General features: G+C 43.8%; 16 protein-coding genes. 6 read left to right on the plus strand and 10 right to left on the minus strand.

Annotation, left to right across the window (positions count from 1 at the left end):
* Positions 1-15: 15 nt before the first annotated feature.
* The 8 genes from pyrD to AC6R00_RS00435 all read right to left on the minus strand — a co-directional run bounded on the left by pyrD (position 16) and on the right by AC6R00_RS00435 (position 13,305).
* A complete protein-coding gene (gene pyrD, locus AC6R00_RS00400; RefSeq protein ID WP_500638974.1) occupies positions 16-1,026 on the minus strand; it encodes a quinone-dependent dihydroorotate dehydrogenase in 1,011 nt (336 codons plus the stop codon).
* 87 nt (positions 1,027-1,113) lie between these two features.
* Positions 1,114-5,955, minus strand: a complete 4,842-nt coding sequence (locus tag AC6R00_RS00405) for an NAD-glutamate dehydrogenase (protein WP_500638975.1) — start codon at positions 5,953-5,955, stop codon at positions 1,114-1,116.
* 187 nt (positions 5,956-6,142) lie between these two features.
* A complete protein-coding gene (locus AC6R00_RS00410; protein WP_425666824.1) occupies positions 6,143-6,361 on the minus strand; it encodes a DUF2835 domain-containing protein in 219 nt (72 codons plus the stop codon).
* Between the two features lie 96 nt (positions 6,362-6,457).
* Complete coding sequence (gene pepN, locus AC6R00_RS00415; RefSeq protein WP_500638976.1) at positions 6,458-9,064, minus strand: aminopeptidase N; 2,607 nt, start codon at positions 9,062-9,064, stop codon at positions 6,458-6,460.
* A gap of 221 nt (positions 9,065-9,285) precedes the next feature.
* A complete protein-coding gene (locus AC6R00_RS00420; RefSeq protein ID WP_500638977.1) occupies positions 9,286-9,948 on the minus strand; it encodes a hypothetical protein in 663 nt (220 codons plus the stop codon).
* Between the two features lie 138 nt (positions 9,949-10,086).
* The gene (prc, locus tag AC6R00_RS00425) at positions 10,087-12,084 is read right to left on the minus strand and encodes a carboxy terminal-processing peptidase (protein ID WP_500638978.1); all 1,998 of its coding nucleotides are present in this window, start codon (positions 12,082-12,084) and stop codon (positions 10,087-10,089) included.
* A 17-nt stretch (positions 12,085-12,101) separates the two neighbouring features.
* A complete protein-coding gene (gene proQ, locus AC6R00_RS00430) occupies positions 12,102-12,731 on the minus strand; it encodes an RNA chaperone ProQ (protein ID WP_004742836.1) in 630 nt (209 codons plus the stop codon).
* Positions 12,732-12,831: 100 nt separating this feature from the next.
* On the minus strand, positions 12,832-13,305 hold the full coding sequence (locus AC6R00_RS00435; protein WP_500638979.1) for a GAF domain-containing protein: 474 nt from the start codon (positions 13,303-13,305) through the stop codon (positions 12,832-12,834).
* 105 nt (positions 13,306-13,410) lie between these two features.
* Here AC6R00_RS00435 and AC6R00_RS00440 point away from each other — a divergent pair, with 105 nt between their 5' ends.
* The 4 genes from AC6R00_RS00440 to rsmF all read left to right on the plus strand — a co-directional run bounded on the left by AC6R00_RS00440 (position 13,411) and on the right by rsmF (position 20,657).
* Complete coding sequence (locus AC6R00_RS00440) at positions 13,411-15,207, plus strand: ABC transporter ATP-binding protein (RefSeq protein ID WP_500638980.1); 1,797 nt, start codon at positions 13,411-13,413, stop codon at positions 15,205-15,207.
* A 33-nt stretch (positions 15,208-15,240) separates the two neighbouring features.
* A complete protein-coding gene (locus AC6R00_RS00445) occupies positions 15,241-16,500 on the plus strand; it encodes a PqiA/YebS family transporter subunit (protein WP_500638981.1) in 1,260 nt (419 codons plus the stop codon).
* Positions 16,493-19,126 carry a PqiB family protein gene (locus tag AC6R00_RS00450; protein WP_500638982.1) on the plus strand — a complete coding sequence of 878 codons (2,634 nt, stop codon included), beginning with the start codon at positions 16,493-16,495 and terminating at the stop codon, positions 19,124-19,126. The genes AC6R00_RS00445 and AC6R00_RS00450 overlap by 8 nt, the downstream gene beginning before the upstream one ends.
* A gap of 109 nt (positions 19,127-19,235) precedes the next feature.
* On the plus strand, positions 19,236-20,657 hold the full coding sequence (gene rsmF, locus AC6R00_RS00455; protein ID WP_500638983.1) for a 16S rRNA (cytosine(1407)-C(5))-methyltransferase RsmF: 1,422 nt from the start codon (positions 19,236-19,238) through the stop codon (positions 20,655-20,657).
* Between the two features lie 182 nt (positions 20,658-20,839).
* Here the strand turns inward: rsmF and AC6R00_RS00460 are convergent, their stop codons facing one another.
* Positions 20,840-21,673 (minus strand): CvfB family protein, encoded by an 834-nt coding sequence (locus AC6R00_RS00460; protein WP_500638984.1) that lies wholly within the window; start codon positions 21,671-21,673, stop codon positions 20,840-20,842.
* An 89-nt stretch (positions 21,674-21,762) separates the two neighbouring features.
* On the opposite strand from AC6R00_RS00460, the gene AC6R00_RS00465 reads away from it, so the two are divergent.
* On the plus strand, positions 21,763-23,148 hold the full coding sequence (locus AC6R00_RS00465; protein WP_500638985.1) for a hypothetical protein: 1,386 nt from the start codon (positions 21,763-21,765) through the stop codon (positions 23,146-23,148).
* On the opposite strand, the gene AC6R00_RS00470 is transcribed toward AC6R00_RS00465, so the two are convergent.
* A complete protein-coding gene (locus tag AC6R00_RS00470) occupies positions 23,117-23,596 on the minus strand; it encodes a DUF4442 domain-containing protein (RefSeq protein ID WP_004743369.1) in 480 nt (159 codons plus the stop codon). The two genes, AC6R00_RS00465 and AC6R00_RS00470, sit on opposite strands and share 32 nt — an antisense overlap.
* Before the next feature lie 336 nt (positions 23,597-23,932).
* Here AC6R00_RS00470 and AC6R00_RS00475 point away from each other — a divergent pair, with 336 nt between their 5' ends.
* Positions 23,933-24,985, plus strand: a complete 1,053-nt coding sequence (locus tag AC6R00_RS00475) for a 3-deoxy-7-phosphoheptulonate synthase (protein ID WP_171325564.1) — start codon at positions 23,933-23,935, stop codon at positions 24,983-24,985.
* The last annotated feature ends 7 nt before the right edge of the window (positions 24,986-24,992 follow it).

Raw genomic sequence — 24,992 nt, forward strand, 5'->3', positions numbered from 1 at the left:
CTATTTTAATATGGCTTAGATGTTTTTGACGATATCACGTACGAGTGCCGGACCGTGATAAATAAACCCAGAGTAAACCTGAACTAACTGCGCACCCGCCATCATTTTTTCTTTAGCAGCAACGTAAGAATCAACGCCACCTACTCCAATGACTGGAATTTCATCTTTAAGCTGTTCATGTAGACAGCGAACCACTTCAGTACTTTTGCTTTGAACAGGACGTCCACTCAAACCGCCCGCCTCGTTCGCGTACTTCATACCTTCAACGATTGAGCGATCCAATGTTGTGTTGGTTGCGATAACTGCGTCGATCTTGTTTTTAAGCAGAGAGTCACAGATCTGTTTGATCTCATCATCACTAAGATCCGGAGCGATCTTCAATGCAAGAGGAACATATTTACCATGCTTTTCAGCCAATTCCGCTTGTTTAGTTTTTAGCTCTGACAGCAACTCATCTAAAGCTTCACCGTATTGCAGCGAACGCAATCCTGGAGTATTTGGCGAAGAAATGTTAACCGCGATGTAGCCTGCGTACTGATATACCTTTTCCATACAGATCAAGTAATCTTCCGCACCCTTTTCGATTGGTGTGTCTTTGTTCTTGCCGATGTTAATACCAAGTACACAGTCGTATTTGGCTTTCTTGACATTTTCGACAAGGTTATCGACACCTAGGTTGTTGAAACCCATACGGTTGATAATGCCCTCTGCCTCTACAAGACGGAATAGACGTGGCTTGTCATTTCCTGCTTGCGGACGAGGTGTCACTGTGCCGACTTCAACAAAACCAAAGCCCATAGCATCGAATGCTTCAATACACTCGCCGTTTTTATCCAGACCAGCCGCGAGGCCAACTGGGTTACGGAAAGTTAAACCCATACATTCGACTGGACGATGAGGAAGTTGCTGACGGTAAAGAAGATCAAGTGGTGTGCCGGTAAAGCGCTTGAAGTTTTGAATTGCGAGATCGTGTGCCTTTTCGGCATCGAGTTGGAAAAAGCCAGTTCTGGCTAGACGGTAAAGCATTGTGCCTCCGAAAGAAAAAAGCCCCGTATAAACGGGGCTGTATTATTCAATGTTTTACCGAATAATTCAACGAATTATGGCAAACGTTTACTCATTCGCACTGCAATTAAGGTTAAGCAGCATAAGTTCGCGTAATGCAACAGAGAATTTCGCAAATTCATGCACTGAACCCACCTTGAATTCATTGAGAATATTTTCCCAACGGTGCAAAGATGTCTCGTTGGTTTCGATCCAATCATCTAGTGCTTTCATCACATCGAGATCTTCTGGCGAACAACCACAGCTCAGCACTTGCCCTGTTAACTGACGCTGTTGCCAATCAAGATCTTCACGGAACGCAGCTCTTGCCAATGCTTGCCAGTTGTTATCCACCGCTTGGCCATTGATTTGCTTCAAGAACCAGTGCAGTGATAAGCGGTCACCCAGGTTGTAGTAAAGCTTAGCCGTTTGCTCGATAGTTTTGCCTTTTTCACGAGATACTGTAGATATATCCAGTACTGAGTATAGACTAGACAAACGAGCGACATAGCTAGCCACTTCTTCCTTGATGCCCTGCTCAATCCAAGCTTGCGCCATCTCGTTGTGCTCTTCCACTTCTGAAGGAACAAGCATGTCATCGAGATGCGTTTTGATTGTATCAACGTCACCTTGGTACAGTTCAATCAGATCTTTAACAGACTGACGACCAGTACGATTGCGTAACAACCAACGTGATAGACGACGTAACGTTCTACGAACGTAGAAGATCATGTCATATTGCGCTTCGGTTGAGGCTTCATTGTCTAGCGAGCGTACTTCTTCTAGTACCTTGCCTAGTCCAAAGATTTCACGAGATGCTACATACGCGTTTGCAATATCAACGACGCACGCACCCGTTTCTTCTTGTAGACGAGTAACAAAGTTACAGCCCATTTCGTTAACCATTTGATTCGCAAGCGCTGTTGCAATAATTTCAGCACGTAGTGGATGATTATCCATTTGCGAAGAATAGTTACGGCGTAACTCAGTCGGGAAGTAACTCACAAGTTGCTGAGCGTGGAATTCATCTTTTGCGATGTCTTCATGTACCAGCTCTTCTTTCAGAACCATCTTACCGTATGCCACCAGTACAGAAAGTTCTGGACGAGTCAATGCCATACCCTGCTTTTCACGCTCAAGTAAGGTTTCATCATCTGGAATGTACTCTAGTGCACGATCAAGGTGACCCGCTTTTTCCATAGTATGAATGAAGCGAATTTGTTCCTTAACTAATGACACACCTTGCTGCTCAGTCACTGAGATGGACTCAGATTGACAGTATGCGTCATCCAAAACAATTTCACCCACTTCGTCTTCCATCGACTCAAGGATCTTATTACGCTGCTTAACCGTAAGATCACCATTAGTAACTAGACCATTAAGGAAGATCTTAATGTTGACCTCATTATCCGAACAGTCAACGCCACCTACGTTATCAACGAAGTCGGTATTAACGCGGCCACCAGTCAGTGCATATTCGATACGACCAAGCTGAGTCATACCCAAGTTACCGCCCTCACCGACAACTTTCGCTTTCAGATCGCGACCATCGATACGCAATACATCATTGGCGCGGTCGCCAACGTCAGTATGTGTCTCACTCGAAGCTTTAACGTAAGTACCGATACCGCCGTTCCATAGAAGATCGACTTCCATAGATAGGATCATCTTAATCAGATCATTAGGGGCAACCGAAGATTTCTTGGTACGCAGCATCTTTTGGATTTCTGGCGTTAAAGAAATCGACTTCGCACGGCGAGAGAAAATACCGCCACCTTTTGAAATTAGCTTAGCGTCGTAGTCTTCCCAGCTAGAACGTGGAAGATTGAATAAGCGGTTACGCTCTTCCCAACTTGGCGCTGACTCTGGATTCGGGTCAATAAAGATATGCATGTGGTTAAACGCAGCTTGCAAGCGAATGTGCTTAGATAGCAGCATGCCGTTACCAAATACGTCACCAGCCATATCACCGACACCGATGGCAGTGAAGTCTGTAGTCTGACAGTTAATCCCCATTTCACGGAAGTGACGCTTAACCGATTCCCAACCACCTTTCGCTGTGATACCCATTGCTTTGTGGTCGTAGCCGTTTGATCCACCTGATGCAAATGCGTCACCTAACCAGAAGTTGTATTCCTCTGATACAGAGTTCGCAAGATCTGAGAATGTTGCTGTACCCTTATCAGCCGCAACAACCAAATACGGATCATCTTCATCATGGCGAACCACACTCTTAGGATGAGCCACTTCACCTTCGATAATGTTGTCTGACACATCAAGTAGTGCGCGGATAAAGCGTTTGTAACAGCGTTGACCTTCAGCGAAGATTTCATCACGGCCACTTAGCATAGGCTGACGTTTACAGACGAAACCACCTTTTGCACCAACAGGAACGATCACCGTGTTCTTAACTTGCTGCGCTTTCACTAAGCCAAGAATTTCGGTACGGAAATCCTCTTGACGATCTGACCAACGTAGACCACCACGCGCCACTTTACCACCACGCAAGTGAACACCTTCAATATCTGGTGCATAAACAAAGATCTCAAACGCTGGTACTGGCTGAGGAATTTCTGGAATATCACTTGGTTTCATCTTAAGTGATAGCCAAGGTTTAGGCTGCTTGTCTTCATTTAACTGATAGTAGTTAGTACGAAGTGTAGCAGTGATCATCTCCATGTAACGACGAAGAATACGATCATCATCCAGGCTTTCAACATGATCCAACTGCTCAGTAATCTTAGCGATAAGATCGTTCTGACCTTTTTGGCTGCCTTTGAATTTAGGTTCGAAACGCTTACCAAATAGCTCTACCAGCCCTTTCGCTAGATCTGGGTAATGGTTCAGCGTGTCTTCGATATATTGTTGACTGAATGGGAAGCCAACTTGACGCATGTAACGAGCATAAGCACGAAGTATCGAAATCTCACGACCCGTCAATGATGCACCTAGTACCAAACGGTTAAAGCCATCGCTTTCAAGTTCGCCAGCCCAAATTGCAGCAAATGCCTGCTGGAAACGATCACGAGCTTCTCGAAGATCGACAGTTTTCTCGCTCTTATGGAGCATTGAGAAATCTAGGATCCAGTAAACCTGACCATTCGCTTTGCGTACCTCGTATGGCGATTCACCAATCACGCGTAAGCCCAAGTTCTCAAGCATTGGCATCACATCTGACAGATGGATAGGCTCATCACGATGGTAAAGCTTTAAGCGTACTGATTTTGAATCTGCACCCAACTCTTGTGGGCGGTAGAAAAGCATGCCTAATTTGTTGTCATCACTGAGTTTTTCTAAGCGCTCAATATCAGCAACAGCTGAACCAGGCATCACATCTTCTTTGTACGAACGTGGGAATGCACGTAAGTAATCTTTAGAAAGTGGCAGACCTTTACTCTCACCAAAGTTCGCCACGATCGCTTCAGATAAACGATCATCCCAAGTTGAAGATGCTTCCATTAAGTTTTGCTCAATCGTTTTAACGTCTACGTCCATGTTGTTATTATCAACACGAACAATATAGTGAGTTCGAGCTAGTGGGCTCTCTGAGAAGTAAGTGGTGAATTCCACTTCTTGCTTACAACCGAAATACTGCTGAAGAATTCGTTGAGTTTGTCGGCGCAGCTCTGTGTTGTAACGATCTTTAGTCACATAAACCATGCAGCTAAAGAAACGACCAAACGGGTCTTTACGAACGAACAGACGCAGTAGATCTCGATCTTGCATCTGCACTACACCCATACCGACTTCCAGTAGTTCCTCTTCTTTCGCTTGAAGAAGCTCGTCGCGCGGGTAATTTTCTAAAATATTGTGAAGTGCTTTGTAAGAGTAAGAGCCTTCTCGGTAACCACTTGCTTCGAGGATACGTTCCACTTTCTCACGAATCAGTGGAATGCCTTCAACACTCTGGTTGTATACCGCTGAAGTGTATAGACCAGTGAAGCGATGCTCACCAATCACTTTACCGTTCTTATCAAATTTCTTGATGCCGATATAATCCGTGTAAGCAGGACGGTGAATACGAGATGCGCGGTTGCCTTTGGTCACGATCAAAAGGAATGGCTTTTTCGCTTCTAAACGTGCAGAGTCAGGGAAGTCAGAAAGCTTAACAGTACGAACACGCTCGCGATTCGCAAACAACCCCAAACCCTTATCAGGCGTTGGGCGAAGTTCGGTATCGCCGTCAACTGAAACAAGATCGTACTCTTTATACCCCATAAACGTGAAATTGTGATTCCCCAACCAACGAAGGAATTGGATCGACTCGTCGTAACGATCACGTTGGATCTCAACCTCTCCCTGTTGCGATTCTACCTGAGCAGTTACTTCTTCAAGTTTTTCAACCATCAGTAACCAGTCTTGAACAACTAATCCTGTGTCATTCAGAATACTTAATAGTTCGGCTTTTAATGAAGCCATTTCTTCTTTGGAGCTTAAACGGTCAACCTCAATATGGAACAGTGACTGAAGCGCCCCTTCTCCTTGGTTAATCGCTGAAATCTCGCCTTTCGCTGAACGGGCAATCTGCGTTGGTCCATGCAGCATCAAGTGTGATGAAAGATCCAAACGGCTCAACGCCATTTTTGTTGAGTCAACTAAGAACGGGCCATCTGGCACAACAATCTCAACGATTGTGTGGGTAGATTGCCAGCCTTGGCGGCTCACGGTCGGATTAAATACTCGAACAGAAATTTCGTCAGCTTTTTTCTCATTAATATGGTGCCATAGCGAAACAACGGCACCGTATAGGTCGGATTCGTTACGCTCGACTAAATCGTCTTGAGAAATGTTGCTAAATAAATGTTGAGCTAGTTGGGTGACTAGGGGTTGATGAGCAAGCTCGAGTTTGTCTTGAATAAGCTTATACACTTTTTCAAGCAGAACCGGCATCAGTGTTTCACGCGCGGTCATAATCACACTCCACAATTAGAATTGTATGTTTTTTGGGGGTTGTTGTAAGCATAGTGCTTAACACGGGTAATGCCGCTTTATTGTAAAAGCTTTATTGATAAATAGTTAATTCTTTTGGGAGTGGTAAGAGGTGAAATGTTTGAGAATGTGACTAAGGTTCTATTTAAACTTCTATAAAATCAGTTGCTCACAGAAGTTCTAACTTTAGAAACTTATTATTTTGGTCAGTTGTTAACCTGAAGCGTCCTTTTAGCCCTATTTGACTAAGAAATGGCCTGAAACGCGATGCAGGCAATTGCAGGCGTAAGCCTTTGTCTGTAACTACTAAAACGTTGCTTGCCGCCCCATTGTAGTGAGACAAAAAAGTTTGATAAGAGATGTTAAGGGTAAAGTAATATTGATTCATAGTTTGGTTAAAAAAGTAACGATTTTTCTAACAAAGCAAAATAACTGTACAAATAAACAGTAGCACTGAAAAGTGCTACTGTTTTAAACAGATTGATTAAGATTCCAGCGCTTTCGTCACTTTCTCAAACAAATCTTTCGCTAGGTTGTCCATCGCTTTCAATGTTTCAAGCTCCGCTTTGATGAGAGCCTGACGCTCGTCGTCATATTTACGGAATTTCAACAGTGGGTCAATTAAGCGCGACGCCACCTGCGGGTTGCTGCTATTCAGCTCGCGTAAGATCTCACCCGCAAACTTGTAGCCTTCACCAGTTTTGGCATGGAAACGTGCTGGGTTCATATTGAGGAACGAGCCGACTAAACTACGAGTACGGTTCGGGTTTTTCAAGCTAAACGCTTCATGGTTCATTGTTTGCTTGATCACTTGCAGTACATTTTCAGCAGGGTTTGTCCCTTGTAGAGCAAACCACTTGTCCATCACAAGTCCATCATGTTTCCACTTGTCACTGTAATCAGACATTAATACTTCGCGACATTCAAGCTGAGCACTGTTTGCTGCGCTCATTGCCGCAATGGTATCCGTCATGTTGTTCGCATCAGCATACTGAGCTTTAGCCAATGTATTGCCTTGCTCAGTGTAAGCAAGATAGCCTAATGCCGTATTGCGTAGAGAACGTTTACCGATAGCCGCATGTTCAATGGTGTAATCTTGCTGCTTGAGGCTATGGTAGATAGCGCTCAACTCATCTTCAAGTTCCGTCGCCAAGGTGACTTTGATTGCCTTGAGTACTTTCGCTACCGCATCAACATCAACTTGTTTATACCAACCACTCACCTCATTGTGGCTTGGCAGAGACATCATTTCAGCAATAAATGCAGGCTCTAACTCGCTAGAAAGTAGCACGCCGCGGAATGCATCTATCACTTCAGCAGACAATTCTACTTCGTTACCCGCCTGAACTTTCTCTACGTTACTACGAATGTATTTCGCTAACAGCATTTGACCTGCATCCCAACGAGCAAATTCGTTGCGTGCTTTCACCATTAGGAAGATCAGCTCTACATCGCTGTAGTCGTACTCTAATTTAACCGGTGCAGAAAATTCACGTAGCAGTGAAGGAACTGGGCGCTCAGTCACCTGCTCGAACACAAACGTCTGCTTTGGTTCAGTGACATTAAGCACATTGTTGACCAGCTCACCGTTACGGCGTAACTCAATCACATCACCATTTTGTGCATAGAGCTCAACGTCAAACGGAATATGAAGTGCTTGTTTTTCAGCTTGGTCTTGGGTTGGTTCCGTAGTCTGCTCTACAGTGAGTGCGTAGGTTTTCGCGACCTCATCATATTCACTGCTGACTTTTACAGTCGGCGTACCAGACTGGCTGTACCATAAACGGAATTGCTTCAGATCCACGCCAGATGCATCTTCCATTGCCGAGACAAAATCTTCACAAGTTGCAGCAGTTCCATCATGGCGCTCAAAATAAAGCTTCATGCCTTTTTGGAAGCCTTCTTCGCCAAGCAAGGTATGCATCATTCGAATGACTTCACTGCCTTTTTCGTACACCGTTAATGTGTAGAAGTTATTCATTTCAATAACTTGCTCAGGACGAATCGGGTGAGACATTGGGCTCGCATCTTCCGCAAACTGAGGACCACGAATTATACGGACATTGTTGATACGATTTACTGCGCGAGAACCCAGATCCGAAGAAAACTCTTGATCACGGAATACGGTCAAACCTTCTTTCAAGCTTAACTGGAACCAATCGCGACAAGTGACTCGGTTACCTGTCCAGTTGTGGAAATATTCATGACCAATTACCGCTTCAATACCGAGGTAATCGGTATCCGTCGCTGTTTTTTCATTCGCGAGGACAAACTTAGAGTTAAAGATGTTTAGACCTTTGTTCTCCATCGCCCCCATATTGAAGAAATCAACCGCAACAATCATGTAGATATCAAGGTCATACTCTAGACCAAAGCGCTCTTCATCCCACTTCATTGAATTGATCAATGATGTCATCGCATGCGGCGCACGATCTAAGTTGCCTTTATCAACGAAGATTTCCAGTTCAACATTGCGACCTGACTTAGTGACGTACTTATCACGCAGTACATCAAAGTCACCAGCCACTAAAGCAAACAAGTACGCAGGTTTTGGATGCGGGTCTTGCCATTGAACCCAATGACGTCCTCCTTCAAGTTCACCTTCAGCAACACGGTTACCGTTACTAAGCAAGAATGGATACTCCGCTTTATCGGCAATCACTTTCGTGGTGTATTTTGCCAATACATCAGGGCGATCCATGTAGTAAGTAATGCGTCGGAAACCTTCCGCTTCACACTGGGTACAGAACGCGCCGCCTGACTTATAAAGACCTTCTAGCGCCGTATTTGCTTCCGGGTCAATCAAAGTTACAATCTTAAGTTCAGTTTGCTCTGGTAACTGATGAACTTCTAAAGCACCTTCTAATTCTTCATAGGCAGTCCAAGCTTCACCATTGACGTGAATGCTTTTCAGTTTAAGGTCTTCACCTTCTAGACGAATCGTTGTTGCGTCTTTTAACTGTGTGACCTGCGACACTGCCGTCACAGTGGTCTCGTTGTCATATAGGTCAAACGTAAGATCGATATCAGTAATAGTATGAGATGGAGACTGATAGTCTTTGCGGTATTTGGCTTGAGGAGTCTGAGCCATGTCTAAATCCTTCTGACTAAATTCATTTGAAGAGCACACTACGTATATACGTTAGTATGGCTAGAACGTTGTAAAATCAACGTTGACGAATTGCGTGTTAGCTTACAACTCTAGATACAAAAAAACGAGGCTCTGCTAAGAAATACCTCGTTTTTTGTCTATTGTTGACGTCGAACTCAAACTATTTGTCTAGATAGTCATCAAACCTCACACTTATCTCACTAACGTATTCGATTGAGTACCGCGTATAACGAACCTTCTTCCATTTCTAAAGTAAGGGTATCTTTGTTCAGTGTATACCGGGTTTCATGTTCGCCGTTTTCATATAAAAGAACTAAATGCTCACCTTCGGTGTAATACACACCTCTATGAACCGCTTCATCACCGTCATCGTTACTCACTCTGAACATAAAGACAAAATCAGGTTGAAGGATAAGATCGAGTTTATGAACATCACTCGATAAAGCTTCATCGCCTTCAAAATGAGCACTCGACCACATACCGGCTAAAGAGTTTGATAGCGCTTTAGTAAAGGTGACTCCATTCAGGTTCAATAGATTGTGGTTAGCCGCATATTGATATACTTGAGGCTCTGAAGTGTCCAATCCAAGAATTATGGTATCTTCATTCGCGGTGTAAAACCCTTCCCAGTGATCGACCGAATAATCTCGTTTTTGAATGTCGATTTTAAAGCTGTAGTTTGAATCAAGCGTCAACTTAATCGCCAAAAAGTTTTCTTGTGACTGCTCGGGATTTGGATTAACCAAGTACCAATCACCTAGTAAGAATGGGTGATCAAACTGCGTTAAGTCACTGTTGTCACGTACCCCATTACCTAGCACTGAGAAGCTAAACATTAGCGATATCAAAACAATCAATCTCATAGCGTGCTCCTTACTCTTTTTCTTTAAGCTTAGGCACACAAAGTTTATTTAGCGAAAAAATTGATCTAAATCACATTAATTATCTATAAAAAAAAAGCGAACCCGACTAGGTCCGCTTTCTTATATCATTGATTAATCTTAAGATTTAATCATATCAACCATGATAGCTACCGATTCATCAAGGTAAGCATCAGGCGCTTCATAATCTTTAGGCACATCATCCAAAGACTTAAATGGCTCTTCACCCTCTGCTTTCTGACGTTCATTGATTCGAGCTAAACGTCTTTCATCTGACTTATCGCTCTCAGCCTGACGAGTTTTCTTATTCAATGATAAAGTATTGTCGTCTTTTTCTGCCTTGTACTTAGCAATATCTTCAGCGATAAAGCCAAACTCAAGATCGTTAGCAATACGAGCTTCGTGTTTTTCCGCTAGCTTATTAACCATTTCAGAGTTACGCTGTAACACTTCATATTTGGCTTTGTCGATGCTATCCCAAGGGAGGGCATTATCTTCAACACTCTCACCAGTTTCACTAGGCTCAACTGCTGTTGGATACGCGATATCTGGCGCTACGCCTTTATTTTGCGTACTGCCACCATCGATTCGATAAAACTTTTGAATCGTGTATTGAACATAACCAAGCTCTTTGTCGAACAAGTCATAGATCTTGCCAAGCGTGCGGTGTTGCTGAACCGTGCCTTTACCAAACGAGTTTTCACCAAGAATTACAGCGCGACCGTAGTCTTGTAGAGCCGCCGCAAAAATCTCAGAGGCCGATGCACTATTACGGTTAATCAGGACACTCATCGGACCGTCATAACTGATCTGATCATCAAAGTCGCCTTTCACATTGACTCGGCCGTAGCTGTCACGAACCTGAACCACTGGTCCACTCTTGATAAACAATCCAGTTAGTGCCGACGCTTCTGTCAAAGCGCCGCCGCCATTGTTGCGTAGATCGACGATAATGCCATCAACATTCTGCTCTTTTAGCTCAGAAATCAGTTTGTCAGTATCTTTTGCCAAACCGACATAGAAGCTAGGTACTTCTAGCACACCAATCTTCTTGCCGTCTTTCTCAATCACTTCAGATTTAACAGCGCGGTCTTCCAAACGAATTTTGTCACGAACCAAGGTAATAACCGTTGCTTTCGCATCTTTACCTTCAGGCAAGATCTGCAGGTTAACCTTAGTGCCTTTCGGGCCTTTGATTAGCTGCACGACATCATCGAGTCGCCAACCAATGACATCAACTATCTCTTCGCCATCTTGACCAACGCCAATGATTCGATCACCCTCGCCCAGTTGCTTACTCTTAGAAGCTGGACCACCAGCGACCAAAGAGCGAATGACAGTGTAGTCATCCGTCATTTGCAATACTGCACCAATTCCTTCTAGAGAAAGATTCATCTCTGTTTGGAACTGCTCGGCATTACGAGGAGAAAGGTAACTAGTATGAGGATCCACTTCACGAGCAAATGCATTCATATAGAACTGGAATACATCTTCACTGTGCGTTTGGCTCAGCCTCTTCAAAGCGTTGTTGTATCGTTTACCAAGAACTTCTTTGACTTCGTCCCACTCTTTACCTGTAAGTTTCAAGTTAAGAGCGTCATACTTGACTCGCTTTCTCCACAACTCATCAAGCTCTGCCGTGTCTTTTGGCCAAGTGGCTTCACTGCGATCAAGCTCAATACTCTCATCGACATCAAACTTCATTTCTGTATCAAGAAGCTTAAGCGCATGAACAAATCGCTCATAACGACGCTTCATCGATAAATTGTACAGTTCAAATGCAATTTGAGTGTCACCAGACTTTAACTGGTCATCAACAGAGTCTTGCCACTTAGAAATGGCATCGATGTCAGCCTGAGTGAAGACATTCTTGTTGTAGTCCAATGATTCGACATAGCGCCAAAAGATCTTACGCGATAGGTCATCATTGAGTTTGATATGTTTGTAGTGAGAGCTGGTAAGCTTTTCTTCAACACGCTTACTTGCTGTGGCGTGTTGTGCTTCCGGAGAAAGGACAGGTAAGTCCTCAAGGGTAATTTTTGCTTCTAGAGCATAGGCTGAAGAAGCTGCTAGCCATAAGCTAGCAGCGATCAGCGACATTTTTGAACGGCATTTCATGCGTAGGAGTATCTCCTTTATGCGCGTAGGTGCTCCGCTTTTACAACCATTTGTAGGCCGTTAGACAGTTGAACACGCACATCTTCCTTATTGATTTCAACGATAGTCGCAGCCATGTTTCCTTTACCCATATTGACGTTTACTTGATTGCCAACTTTTACTTCATCAGCATTCAAAGCACGCGTTTCTACCGGTTTATTGGCTTTTTGTACTTTATTCTGTTGTGGGCGACGGCCTTGTGGCTTTTTCGCAGCTGGCTTAGCTTTCGCTTTGCCTTCTTCACGAGCTTTTTGCGCTTGCTCTTTACGACGAGCTTGCACTTTCGCTTTGCTCTCAGCTAGTGCTGTTTTCGCGTGTTCTACGTGTTCCTCATCTAGCTCACCTGCTGGGTTGCCATCTAAATCTACACGTACTGCACCAGGCTTCACACCGTGAAGGTAACGCCATGATGAAGTGTATTGTCTTAACGCTGCACGAAGTTGAGTTTTGCTTACTTTTGGATCATCCGTTAGACGCTCCGCAAGATCTTGAAAAATACCAATTTTAAGTGGCTTTGCTTCACCTTCTAAAGTAAAGCACTTAGGGAAACATTCAGCAATATATGCGATAACTTCTTTGCTGTTTTTTAACTTTTCAGTGTTTTCCATGAGGATTCCTGGTTATTGCGGCTTGTCCGCGAGCATTAAGATTTAAATATTTGAGGTATTATAGTGACCTGCAAGCGAAAAACCACACTCAATAGACAAATTATGCCCCGATAGCGTGTGAATTAAGCAGCTTTTCTACTTCGCTCATCAAAAATGTCAGTCCTTCCTCATCAATTTCATTGAATCGGCCAACATTAGGGCTATCAATATCCAGTACCCCGGCTATTTCACCATTAATTGAAAATGGAATAACCAGCTCAGAATTACTCTCTGCATCACAAGCAATGTGACCTTCAAACTCATGCACGTCGTATATACGTTGTACAGTGTTAGTTGCTACCGCGGTTCCACATACACCACGACCAACAGGAATACGAACACAAGCTGGTTTACCTTGGAATGGGCCAAGAACTAACTCACCGTCTTTCATTAGATAGAAACCAACCCAGTTTAAGTTGTCTAACTCCATGTTAAGCAAAGCACCTACATTCGATAAATTCGCAATAAGATCGGTTTCAGATTCAATTAATGCCGCAGCTTGCTTGGTTAAGCGGTGGTAATGTTCTATTTTCATTGTTACATCCTTTTGAAAATTCGTGACCTTTGTAAAATTAGAGACTTCTAACATAAATCTGCGTACAATCGCCGCAAACATTAAATAGTAAGCATTCTCATTATAATGATCGATAATCCCAACACTATTAGCCGTTCTTGGTTGATAACTCAAGTAAAAAAGCACAAGTCAAAATTAATACTTGCCAATATCATCGCGCTTATTGCCACCTTAATTAGTGTGCCGATCCCATTGTTAATGCCACTGATGGTAGATGAAGTCCTTCTCAACCAACCGGGGAAAGGGCTAGAGGCGATGAATAGCTTGCTGCCTACTTCAATGCAAACGCCAACGGGATACATCGCGCTCACTCTATTGCTGGTGGTCATTATGCGCAGTGCGAGCCAAGCGCTCAGTATTCTTCAAAGCCGTCAATTTACCTTGGTTTCTAAAACCATTACCTTCCAAATGCGCAGCAAGATGATTGATAAACTGGGGCGCATTAGCATTCGTCAGTATGAAACTCGTGGTAGCGGTGGAATCAATGCACACCTCATCACAGACATAGAGACTATCGATCAATTTATTGGATCTACTTTAAGTAAGTTTCTAATTAGTCTATTGACCGTCCTAGGCACTGCCGGCGTTTTATTATGGCTAGACTGGCGGCTTGGTCTATTTATATTGCTGGTAAATCCAGTCGTCATTTACTTCTCTCGTAAACTAGGTAGCAAGGTAAAACACCTTAAAAAGCGTGAGAACCAGTCTTTTGAACGCTTTCAAAACCGCTTGGTTGAAACCTTGGATGGTATCTATCAACTGCGCGCCGCCAATAGAGAAAGAGAATTCCTAAATGAACTAAAAGACCAAGCCAATCAAATTCGTGTTGACGCAGATAAATATGCTTGGCAGTCAGAAGCAGCAGGCAGAGTGTCATTCCTATTGTTTTTACTAGGTTTTGAGTTGTTCCGAGCAGTTGCCATGCTGATGGTGCTGTTTAGTGACCTGACTATCGGCCAGATTTTCGCAGTCTTCGGCTACTTGTGGTTTATGCTTTCTCCAGTACAGGAGCTATTGGGTATTCAATTTTCTTGGTACAGCGCAAAAGCGGCCTTAAAACGTATCAATGCCCTCCTCGACTTAGAAGAAGAGCATCGTCCTGTTAGCAAAATCAATCCATTTACCGAAGACCGTGAAGTGGATATCGAGATAGAAAATGTAAACTTCTCTTATAATGAAGAAACGCAAGTCTTAACCAATCTTAATGTGTCTATACCGGCTGGAAAGAAGGTAGCATTAGTGGGTGCCAGTGGTGGCGGTAAATCGACACTCATACAGCTTCTTATCGGCGTTTATCAAGCGAGTTCCGGCACAATACGATTTAATGGTCAAACCACTGACGATATCAGTTTTGACATAATTAGAGACCAAATTGCCGTTGTATTACAACAGCCTATACTATTTAATGACACTTTAAGGCATAATCTGACCCTAGGTTCGACCTACGATGATTTGCAGTTGTGGCGCGCACTTGAAATTGCACAAATGCAAGATGTCATTAGCCAATTAAGTGACGGTTTAGAAACACAAATAGGTCGAAGTGGTATTCGCTTATCAGGTGGTCAAAGGCAGCGCTTAGCTATTGCACGGATGATTTTAAGCAATCCAAAATTCGTTATTTTGGATGAGGCAACATCTGCACTTGATACTGCGACAGAAGCTGCGCTGCATAAAGCGCTGACAGAATTTTTGAAAGGTCGTACTACACTGATCGTAGCGCACCGATTATCTGCAGTGAAACAAGCAGACTTAATTTACGTACTCGAAGATGGGCAAGTTAGCCAAGCGGGTACACACGGAGAGTTGGTTGAACAGCAAGGCTTATATCAAACATTATATGGCAGTGTGCAATCTCATAGTTAGCCAATATAACGCCTATTTACTTGAGGAGGAGCAATGAGCCCTCCTCCATCTATGCATGCCCATTCTTCTAAGTTAGTCTCTGTTAGGTTATGCGACGGTTGCGAGCTTCCCGTTGATCTTGTCGAAGTTGAGCGAGGTAAAACTGCATACTGTCCTCGATGTAATACCAAACTGTATCGAGGTGGTCGCCCTTCTCTTTCGGGTAATCTCGCGATTGCTATAACTTGTTTGCTGCTGTTTATCCCTTCCCACTTTTTCGACTTTATTAGTATTCGCCTTTTCGGTGTCATGATACCTGCAACCCTTCCAGACGGAGTCTTTACTCTATTTCAGGAAGGCTTTGTAATGTTGTCGCTATTGATCTTTTTCTGCAGTTCCATCGCTCCGCTGATTGTTTGCAGTTCAGTGGTGGCTGCTCATATCGCATTGAAATATCACCAATTCAAACTACTCAAGATATCGTTAGCCCTTGTTCAACACCTTAAACCTTGGGTAATGATCGACGTGTTCTTGGTGAGTATCGCCATTTCTTGTTTCAAGCTACAAGACTATTCTGACATTATTGTTGGACCAGGTTTGATAGGACTATTACTGCTACAGGTATCCACTGTGCTACTTGTTACTCGTGTGAGTGTCCGCAGATACTGGGAAGTGTATGAGCCAGAAGACAAATACGCTGCAACTGAAAAAACGCTACACTGTCACCATTGCCACCTATCTCAACCTGAAGGGACTGAGTGCAAACGTTGTCATAGCCCTATTCACCACCGTAAGCCGCGCTCTATACAAAAAACATGGGCGTACTTAATTGCGGCTTCAATCGCGATTTTTCCCGCAAATCTAATCCCTATATCAATTCTTTTAACCAATGGGAAACGGCTAGAAGATACGATTTTTTCTGGGGTTGCCTCTTTGGTCAAAAGTGGCATGACGGGAATCGCTGTTATTATTTTTGTCGCCAGTATTGTTGTACCAGTCGCGAAAATTCTTGGCTTGTCATACCTCCTGCTTGCCATTCAGTTTAAGCGTAAGGTCTATCACAGACACCGAATGACCCTCTACTTCACTATCAAGTGGATTGGTCGATGGTCCATGATGGATTTATTCGTTATCTCCATCATGATGACACTCGTTGATCGAGGCCAAATCCTTGATTTCACGCCCGGTTTCGGGGCAGTTGCTTTTGGTATTGTAGTTGTATTGACAATGCTTGCGGCGGAAAGCATGGATCCAAGGTTGATTTGGGATAACTACCCAGAAGAAAACAAAAACAAAGAGTCACTAAATGAGTAATCCTTCTCCGACACAAAACTCTTATTCGCCTAATATCAAGCGCAATAAAGGGCTATCCCCACTGTGGTTACTGCCCATTTTGACCATGGTATTAGCAGGCTGGTTAGTGTTTAAAGCGGTTCAAGATGCTGGGCAACGGGTGCAAATCTACTTTTCAGATGCACAGGGTTTGATTGCAGGTAGAACAACGATTCGATACCAAGGTCTAGAAGTTGGGATGGTGAAAGACATCAGCCTAGCAGAAGACCTTCAAAGTATTTACGTTGATGCAGATATATACCCAGAAGCAACCAAGCTACTGACTAAAGAGACTCGATTTTGGATGGTTAAGCCTACCGCTAGCCTATCAGGAATCTCTGGGCTCGATGCTCTCGTATCGGGTAACTATATCGCTATATCACCAAGCAGTAACCCATCAGAGCCTGAAACAGAGTTTACCGCTCTAGAACGTGCACCATCAGATCTTATGGCAAGTGAGGGGTTGAATATTTCACTCAAAGCGCTCGACCTTGGAGGAATCTCTGTTGGTTCGCAAATTGTTTATCGTAAAATCCCTATCGGCGAAGTATATAGCTATCAGCTCCATCCCGACTCGAAACACGTTGTTATTCAAGCATCTATCCAAGATGAATACCGACATATCATTACCGATGATAGTCGTTTTTGGAATGTGAGTGGTATCGGTGCCAACATTGGCTTTGAAGGGGTCGATGTTCGTCTTGAGAGCTTTAGTGCTTTAATTGGAGGTTCTATTGCGGTTGACTCTCCAGATGGAGGTGCGCCAGTCGCTGATCACACTGAATTTAGGCTCTACCCTGATATCAAAACTGCTGGTCGAGGTATTGCCATAAAAGTGGAGCTTCCTGATGACAACAAGATTAGCGAAAGTGGTGCACCTATTATGTACCGTGGCATCGAAATCGGACAAATTACCGACTTAGAACTAAGTAATGGCAGACAAAGTATTGTCGCCTCTGCGGCTATTCAACCCGCTTTCAGCGATATGCTAACCACGGGTAGTAAGTTTATCCTAGAAGAAGCGAAGGTATCGCTTTCTGGCATAGAAAACATTGCCAATATCGTTAAAGGTAACTTTTTGACTATTGTTCCTGGTGATGGAGAACGCTCACGTAAATTCAGTGCCGTTAGAAAAGATGAGTTTAATCGACAGCAAGCTCGCTCTGTGTCTGTCCATTTGGTCGCGGACAACTCGTTTGGCTTAGATCAGGGCGCCCATATTCTCTACCGCGGGATTAGCGTCGGAAGTGTAACTCAAGTACGCCTAGTCGATGACAAGGTACAACTCGACACTTTGATTGATAGCGATTATGCCCACTTAATCAAATCACAAAACCGATTCTTTGTTACTGGTAGCGCAAGTGCAGAGTTGACAGAAACTGGCTTAAACATCAGTGTCCCACCAGCGAAACAACTGCTGACTGGTTCAATTAGCTTTGTCAGCGAGGGGAAAGAGAGCGCACAAGACGAATATAAGCTCTACCCTAGCAAGTCGCTGGCTGAACTAGCAAAGTATAATATGTCTGGGTCGACCAAATTAACTATGTTTGCCAACGAGTTACCTCCGATTAGCAAAGGGAGCCCTCTACTCTACCGTAACCTTCAAGTTGGTAACGTAGCTGATTTCTATTTGGTTGACGGTGGTGTCATTATCTCAGCCAGCATAGAAAACCAATACAAGCATCTGGTAACAGAGCAAACCGTGTTTTGGAATCGCTCCGGGGTTGAGATTGACGCCAGCCTTGCTGGTATCAATGTTAAAGCGGCACCACTGAAATCTCTGATTCAAGGTGGCATTGCCTTTGATTCACTGCCCGGCGTCGACAATAAACAAAATGATAAATGGCTACTGTACAAAGATTTCAAAACAGCCCGCAAATTTGGCCAAGTGATTACCTTGATACTGGAAGGAGAAAACACGCTATCTAAAGGAACGAGCATCAACTACAACGGTGTACAAGTTGGTGAAGTGACACTTGTCGTACCTAATTTTGACCGTAAGAGCGTTGAAGTCAAAGCACGAATTTTGCCTGAGTATACCGATACGATTGCGGTTGAAGGCTCCTACTTTTGGCTTCCAAAAGCCGAAGTTGGTTTACGAGGCGTTAAGAACATTCAAAATTTGCTATCACAATCCATTAGTGTTCAGCCAGGTAAAGGAAAAGCGCAGAATCAATTCGCGCTGCATCCAAATAAAAAAGCTATCCGTGGTGTTACCTTCACCCTGCAAAGTGAATCTCGCGGTTCAATCAGCGCAGGAACTCCGATACTTTACCGAGATATTGAAGTTGGCGAAGTGACCAAGGTTGAATTGGGAGAATTTGCTGATCGCGTGGTTTCTACCGTCGTCATTGACCCTAATTACGCTTACCTGGTGCGACGCAATAGCGTTTTCTGGAATACATCAGGTGTGGATGTGTCTATCGGCTTAACTGGAGCAAACATCAAAGCGGGTACATTTGATAGTTTAGTTCGTGGAGGTATCACCTTCTCCACTCCAGAGCAAAATCAGCTAGAACCAATCGCTGAGCAAGGTCAATCTTTCTATCTTTACGCTAAAGCAGAAGATGGTTGGAAAGAATGGCGAGCGGCTATTCCTAAACCCTAGCACTCAACGAATTATTCACTATGTACCTAATAAAACGCAGCCTAACCGCTGCGTTTTTCCTATTATTTGGCTATAATCAGCGACCTTTTAAGCCAGTCGAGACAAAGCTTTGCACCATAACGTTTATCTACCAGAAGAGTTCCTGTCTGAAATCGAATCCATTCTTCCTCAAGGTCTGAACATGGACGATTTCGTCGCTGCATGTCAGCGCCCTCTGCGCAAGAGTATTCGAGTCAATACGCTAAAAATAACCGTAGATGAATTTCTTGAACGAGCTAAAGGCAAAGGTTGGCAGTTGGAAGCTGTGCCTTGGTGCCATGAAGGTTTTTGGATTGAAGCAGATGAGTCTGAAGTTCCACTTGGAAATACCGCTGAACATATGTCAGGTCTATTCTACATTCAAGAAGCCAGTTCAATGATGCCGGTTTCTGCACTGTTTGAGCAAAGCAATGAGTTCGAAAGTGTACTTGATATGGCTGCTGCTCCAGGCTCAAAAACCACTCAGATTGCTGCTTGTATGGGAAATAGCGGTGTATTGGTAGCGAATGAGTTTTCTGCCAGTCGAGTCAAAGTCTTGCATGCCAATATTGAGCGTTGTGGTGTCCGCAACGCTGCATTGAGCAACTTCGATGGTCGCGTTTTCGGCGGCTGGCTACCAGAGCAGTTCGATGCGGTACTGATTGATGCTCCTTGTTCTGGGGAGGGAACCGTACGCAAAGATGCAGACGCAATGAAAAACTGGACAAAAGAGTCTGTCATCTCGATTTCAGATACGCAGAAAGACCTGATTGAAAGCGCATTTCACGCTTTAAAACCAGGTGGCGTGATGGTTTATTCTACCTGTACATTAAGCATTGAGGAAAACCAGCAAGTCTGTCATCACCTTAAAGAGACGTTTGGTGAAGAAGTTAGCTTTGAAAGCTTGAGCGAACTTTTCCCCGGCGCTGACAAAGCCCTTACTGAAGATGGTTTCCTGCACATTTTCCCTCAGGTTTATGATTGCGAAGGCTTCTTTGTTGCACGTATACGAAAGCTTGGCTCAGTCGAAGCGCCTATAGTTAAAAAAAGACTAGGCAAGTTTCCTTTCGAAAAAGCAAATACCAAAATCCAAGCTGACATTCAAATCCAGCTAAAATCAGCCTTGGATATCGACCTGCCCGCCGACAGCTCAGTATGGCTGCGAGACAACGATGTATGGCTATTCCCGAATGCGTTGGAACCTATGCTAGGTGAACTACGCTTTTCTCGAATGGGTATAAAAATCGCAGAAGCTCATAAAAAAGGTTATCGTTGGCAGCATCAAGTAGCGACAGCACTTGCTGATGGAATGGAGACAACATCAGTAGCACTTTCAGTCGATGACGCGAGAGAATGGTTTATGGGGCGTGATGTTCGCCCGGAGGGCCTTTCTGGCAAAGGCGAAGTCATCGTAAAGCTAGGTAACGATGTGATTGGTCTAGGAAAATGGGTTGGAAATCGAATTAAGAATGGTTTACCGCGCGAGTTAGTAAGAGATAAAAATCTATTCTAAGTGGTAAAACAATAGTATGAAATTCTATAAGAGCCTAGCTAAATCCGGATCTTGAACTACAATTTATGTATGGATAAAGTCGGAAATTCAAACAGTTAGCGCAGGCTCTTTATGAGCCCTTCCCCTAGGCCCAATGCAGGATCAGCAAAGGGCCTTTTTTTGGAAGCCGCTTCAAGTTTTAACTAAGAAAGGCGAATACCTTCTTTATCGATAACTATTTTGCCTTGTTTGTACAATCCACCGATCGTTTTCTTAAACGTTCCTTTACTAGTGCGGAAAGCAGCAAAAATTGCTTCTGGAGAAGATTTGTCATTAAGAGGAAGGAAACCCCCTTTCTTCTCTAGCAGGTCCAGTACCTTCTGACTCAAGTCGTCCATTTTTCCAACACCTACCTTCTGCAGAGAAAGATCGATCTTGCCATCTTCACGAACGCTCTTGATGTATCCCTTAAGCCTTTTGCCAATAAACAGCTTACCGAATACGTCAGATTTAAAAATCATCCCCCAGTGCTGACCTTCAACAATAGCTTTGAAACCTAAGTCGCTTCGCTCTGCGATAATCAGATCCACCTGTTGATTGCGTTGGTAGTTTGCTGGCGTCTTATCAAGCCACTTGTTAAATTTAGTGGTACCTACGATACGACCGGATGCTTTATCGGTGTAGACATAAACTAATACAGTTTGCCCCGTTGCAAAACGAGCGCGCTGTTCACTAAAGGGAATAAGTAGATCTTTGCCTTTAATACCCCAATCAGCAAATGCCCCCGTAGAGTTCACACCTTCAATTTTCATCAAACCCCATTCACCTACTTGGGCGATTGGCGTTTCAGTTGTGGCGACTAACTGACTGTCAGAATCGAAGTATAAAAAAGCATCTAGGAAATCACCTACTTCTACACCTTCTGGAACGAATCGATTTGGCAACAAGGTCGTACCATAATCGCCAGCATCAAGAAATAGGCCGAAATCGGCTCTTTTTACTACTTCTAAGTGGTTAATCTGACCAACTTTAATCATTTCAACTGTCTCTTGTTAAATTTGCGGTGATTATAGCGAATCTCTGTTATGCTTTCGCCAAGTATTTTGTCTTTTTTCAGGAGCTCTATTTGTTAACCGTTGATAAGCAGGACGGCATTACACTCAAAATTTCCCACTCTATGGCGGCAACCAAAAAGTCTGATTTAGACTTGTACTTTTTTGTACCAGGTGAGCTTGGTTTGTCTCCTGACGTTCTCAAAGAGAGTGAATTCTATTATGAATCCATCACTCAAAAACGTGCTTATTACAGTGACAAAACACTTCTCCCTCTCGTTCACAGTCGACTTGCGAAACGTGGCCGACTATCGACCACTCAGTATCGTGTAAGTTTGAGTTTGTTCGCGTATCAGTATGTTATCGCATTAGATAAAGCGGTAAATGAGCTCAATAAACATAACAAAGAATCAGTCACCACTGACGAAGTGGACGAAGTCATCAAGCTTTCCCTCGATATACTAAAGAAGCTACGTCGTAGTGTTCCTTACGAAGAAGGACTTAAACGATACTACGCCAATATCGATAACTATCTTTCTTGGTATACGGGTCAGCGCTTGATGTCTCTGATCGCGCATATGCCGCGAGACAGTGAATACAAAAGCTTAAAAGAGAGCTTGCTTGCTATCGTAGAAAAAGAGGCGGCACACCGTAAGCTCAATAACTACAACTCAAAAAGTGTACGTGACGACGTAACGCGATTAAGTAACAAGATGCGACTGCTACGTCGTTTGATTGAGCACCCTGTCGTTCTGCAAGAGAAAACACAATCTCTCGGCAAGAATATGAAACGCGTTGTCAAGGGTGGTGCGACAGGCTTTGTCATGGTGTTCGTTACCATCACTGCGATTTTGGCGCGCGACTACTGGGGAGAAATTACCGCCTCCTTCATCGTGTTGATGTCTTTCGTCTATGCACTACGAGAAATCTTCAAAGATGACTTGCGTGACGTGATGTGGCGTTGGATTCGTAAAGGTCGCCCTAAATGGCGTAAGCTCTATCTCGATCCAACCACCAAGAAAGCGGTCGGACAAAAACTCGAATGGCTCGATTATAAAGTCCTGGATAAACTGCCAGACAGAATCAAATCAATTCGTAAAAAACGGGTCGTTCAAAGAGAAGAACAAGTCCTTCATTATAGCTCTCAAACTGAAATGTCGACCTCTAAGTTTATGAGTGGCTATGAAGAAACACGTGAATCTTTAATGGTTAGTATGCGTGCCCTCACCCGATTGATGGATAAGGGCTCGAATAAAGTCTACACCCATAACAATGGGCAAGTCAGTCGCGAATCGGTAGAGAAACGCCACCTAATAAACTTAATCGCCAAAGAAGATAACCATGACGGTGAGCCTAAATTCTACCGATGGAAGATCGTGTTAAATCGAAGCAAGATTGTCGCCGTCGAGCAAATGGAAGTAGAAGATATCAGCCACCCGTTTGCTTCAGTGACAGAGTAAGAAAGAACTCCGCCATTGGCTCATCTCCGTGAAGAGTTGGACATATGGCGGTTATTTTTACCGCTTTGTTGACCCGCTCCCCTGTCTCAAACGTTTCAGCAAGCATTTCATCAATCAACTTGCCATCTTCACACACAAAGTGAACATCACCTTCAGGACGTTTCAAAAACTGCCCTTCGACCGCTTTAAAGGCGAGCGATACTTTCTTGCCACAATCTTGGGCTTTACTCATCGCCATAAAACCGCCCGCTACATCGGCACCCACCGCGAGCACACCAAAATACATGCTATTGAGGTGATTCTTCGTTCTGCGTTTTAGCGGAATCTTGATTTCCACTCTTTCGGAATCAAGTTGCAATATCTTTGGTCTTGCTAACCAGATAAAAGGAACTTTGAAGAAACCAAAATAGTTAAGATAGAAGTTTGCTTTTGACAGTGCTGACAACATAGATCTAATCCGACCAGTTAAATTTAGTCCAGTTCATAACGAACGCACTGTTATGTCAACAACTTGTTAACATCACACATTCAAACAGTGATATGAAACAGTTGTTTAACCACTTAGTAATGACCCGCTAGTCCAAATGGTTTAACGATTTCGTCACTGCCTTTTTCACTCAGACTTAACGCACTCTCCCTAGCATTAGAAGCCATTGAGCGTTGTTCACACGGTCAATTTTCCACTTTTACGGACCTGTATAAAGAAGAATCTCGATAAGTAGTTTATTCCTAGGTGTGTTTCCGTTATCTTTACCGCTTCGCAATAAAAAGAACAGGCTGTGGTATGCCATTAAAAACCGATGAATTAAGAACCCAACCTTTGGGTCCAATGCCGACACCGGCAGAGTTAGGAAGCGCCCATCCCATTACGGACGAAGTAGCCCAGCGTATTGCACAGTCACGTCGTCAAATAGAAAACATTCTTACAGGGGAAGACCAACGCCTTTTGGTGATCGTAGGCCCTTGTTCAGTACATGATACTGAAGCTGCAATTGACTACGCCGAGCGTCTTGCAGCAATTCAAGACCAATACAAAGATGAGCTTTTCATTGTAATGCGTACGTATTTCGAAAAGCCTCGTACTGTCGTCGGTTGGAAGGGACTGATCACAGACCCTAACCTAGACGGTTCTTACGCATTAGAAGCGGGCTTAAACAAGGCGCGTAAACTTCTGCTAGACATCAACAAACTTGGTCTTGCGACGGCAACTGAGTTTCTCGATATGATCACAGGTCAATACATCGCCGACCTTATCACTTGGGGTGCGATTGGCGCACGTACAACAGAATCTCAGATCCACCGTGAAATGGCTTCTGCACTTTCTTGCCCAGTTGGTTTTAAAAACGGTACTAACGGCAACATCAAGATTGCAATTGATGCGATCCGCGCTTCACAAGCGTCACACTATTTTTACTCTCCGGATAAAAATGGCCGCATGACCGTCTACCGCACTAGTGGTAACCCTTATGGTCACGTCATCCTGCGTGGTGGTGATAAAGGCCCTAACTTTGATGCTGAGTCAGTAGAAGCAGCATGCAAGCAATTGGAAGAGTTTGGTTTGCCACAACGCCTTGTTGTTGACTTTAGCCACGCTAACTGCCAAAAGCAGCATCGCAAACAATTGGATGTTGCTAAAGATATCTGCGAGCAGATTAAATCTGGTAAGAACCAAGTGGCGGGTATCATGGCTGAAAGCTTCATTCTTGAAGGCAACCAGTCTATGGCTGACATCAACAACCTCACCTATGGTCAATCCATCACTGACCCTTGTTTAGGTTGGGAAGATACTGCAACCATGCTTGATATGCTGGCAACAGCTGTTAAAGAACGCTCATAATAGAAGG

The sequence above is a fragment of the Vibrio sp. R10-SF1-ISO8 genome (genome assembly GCF_059833805.1).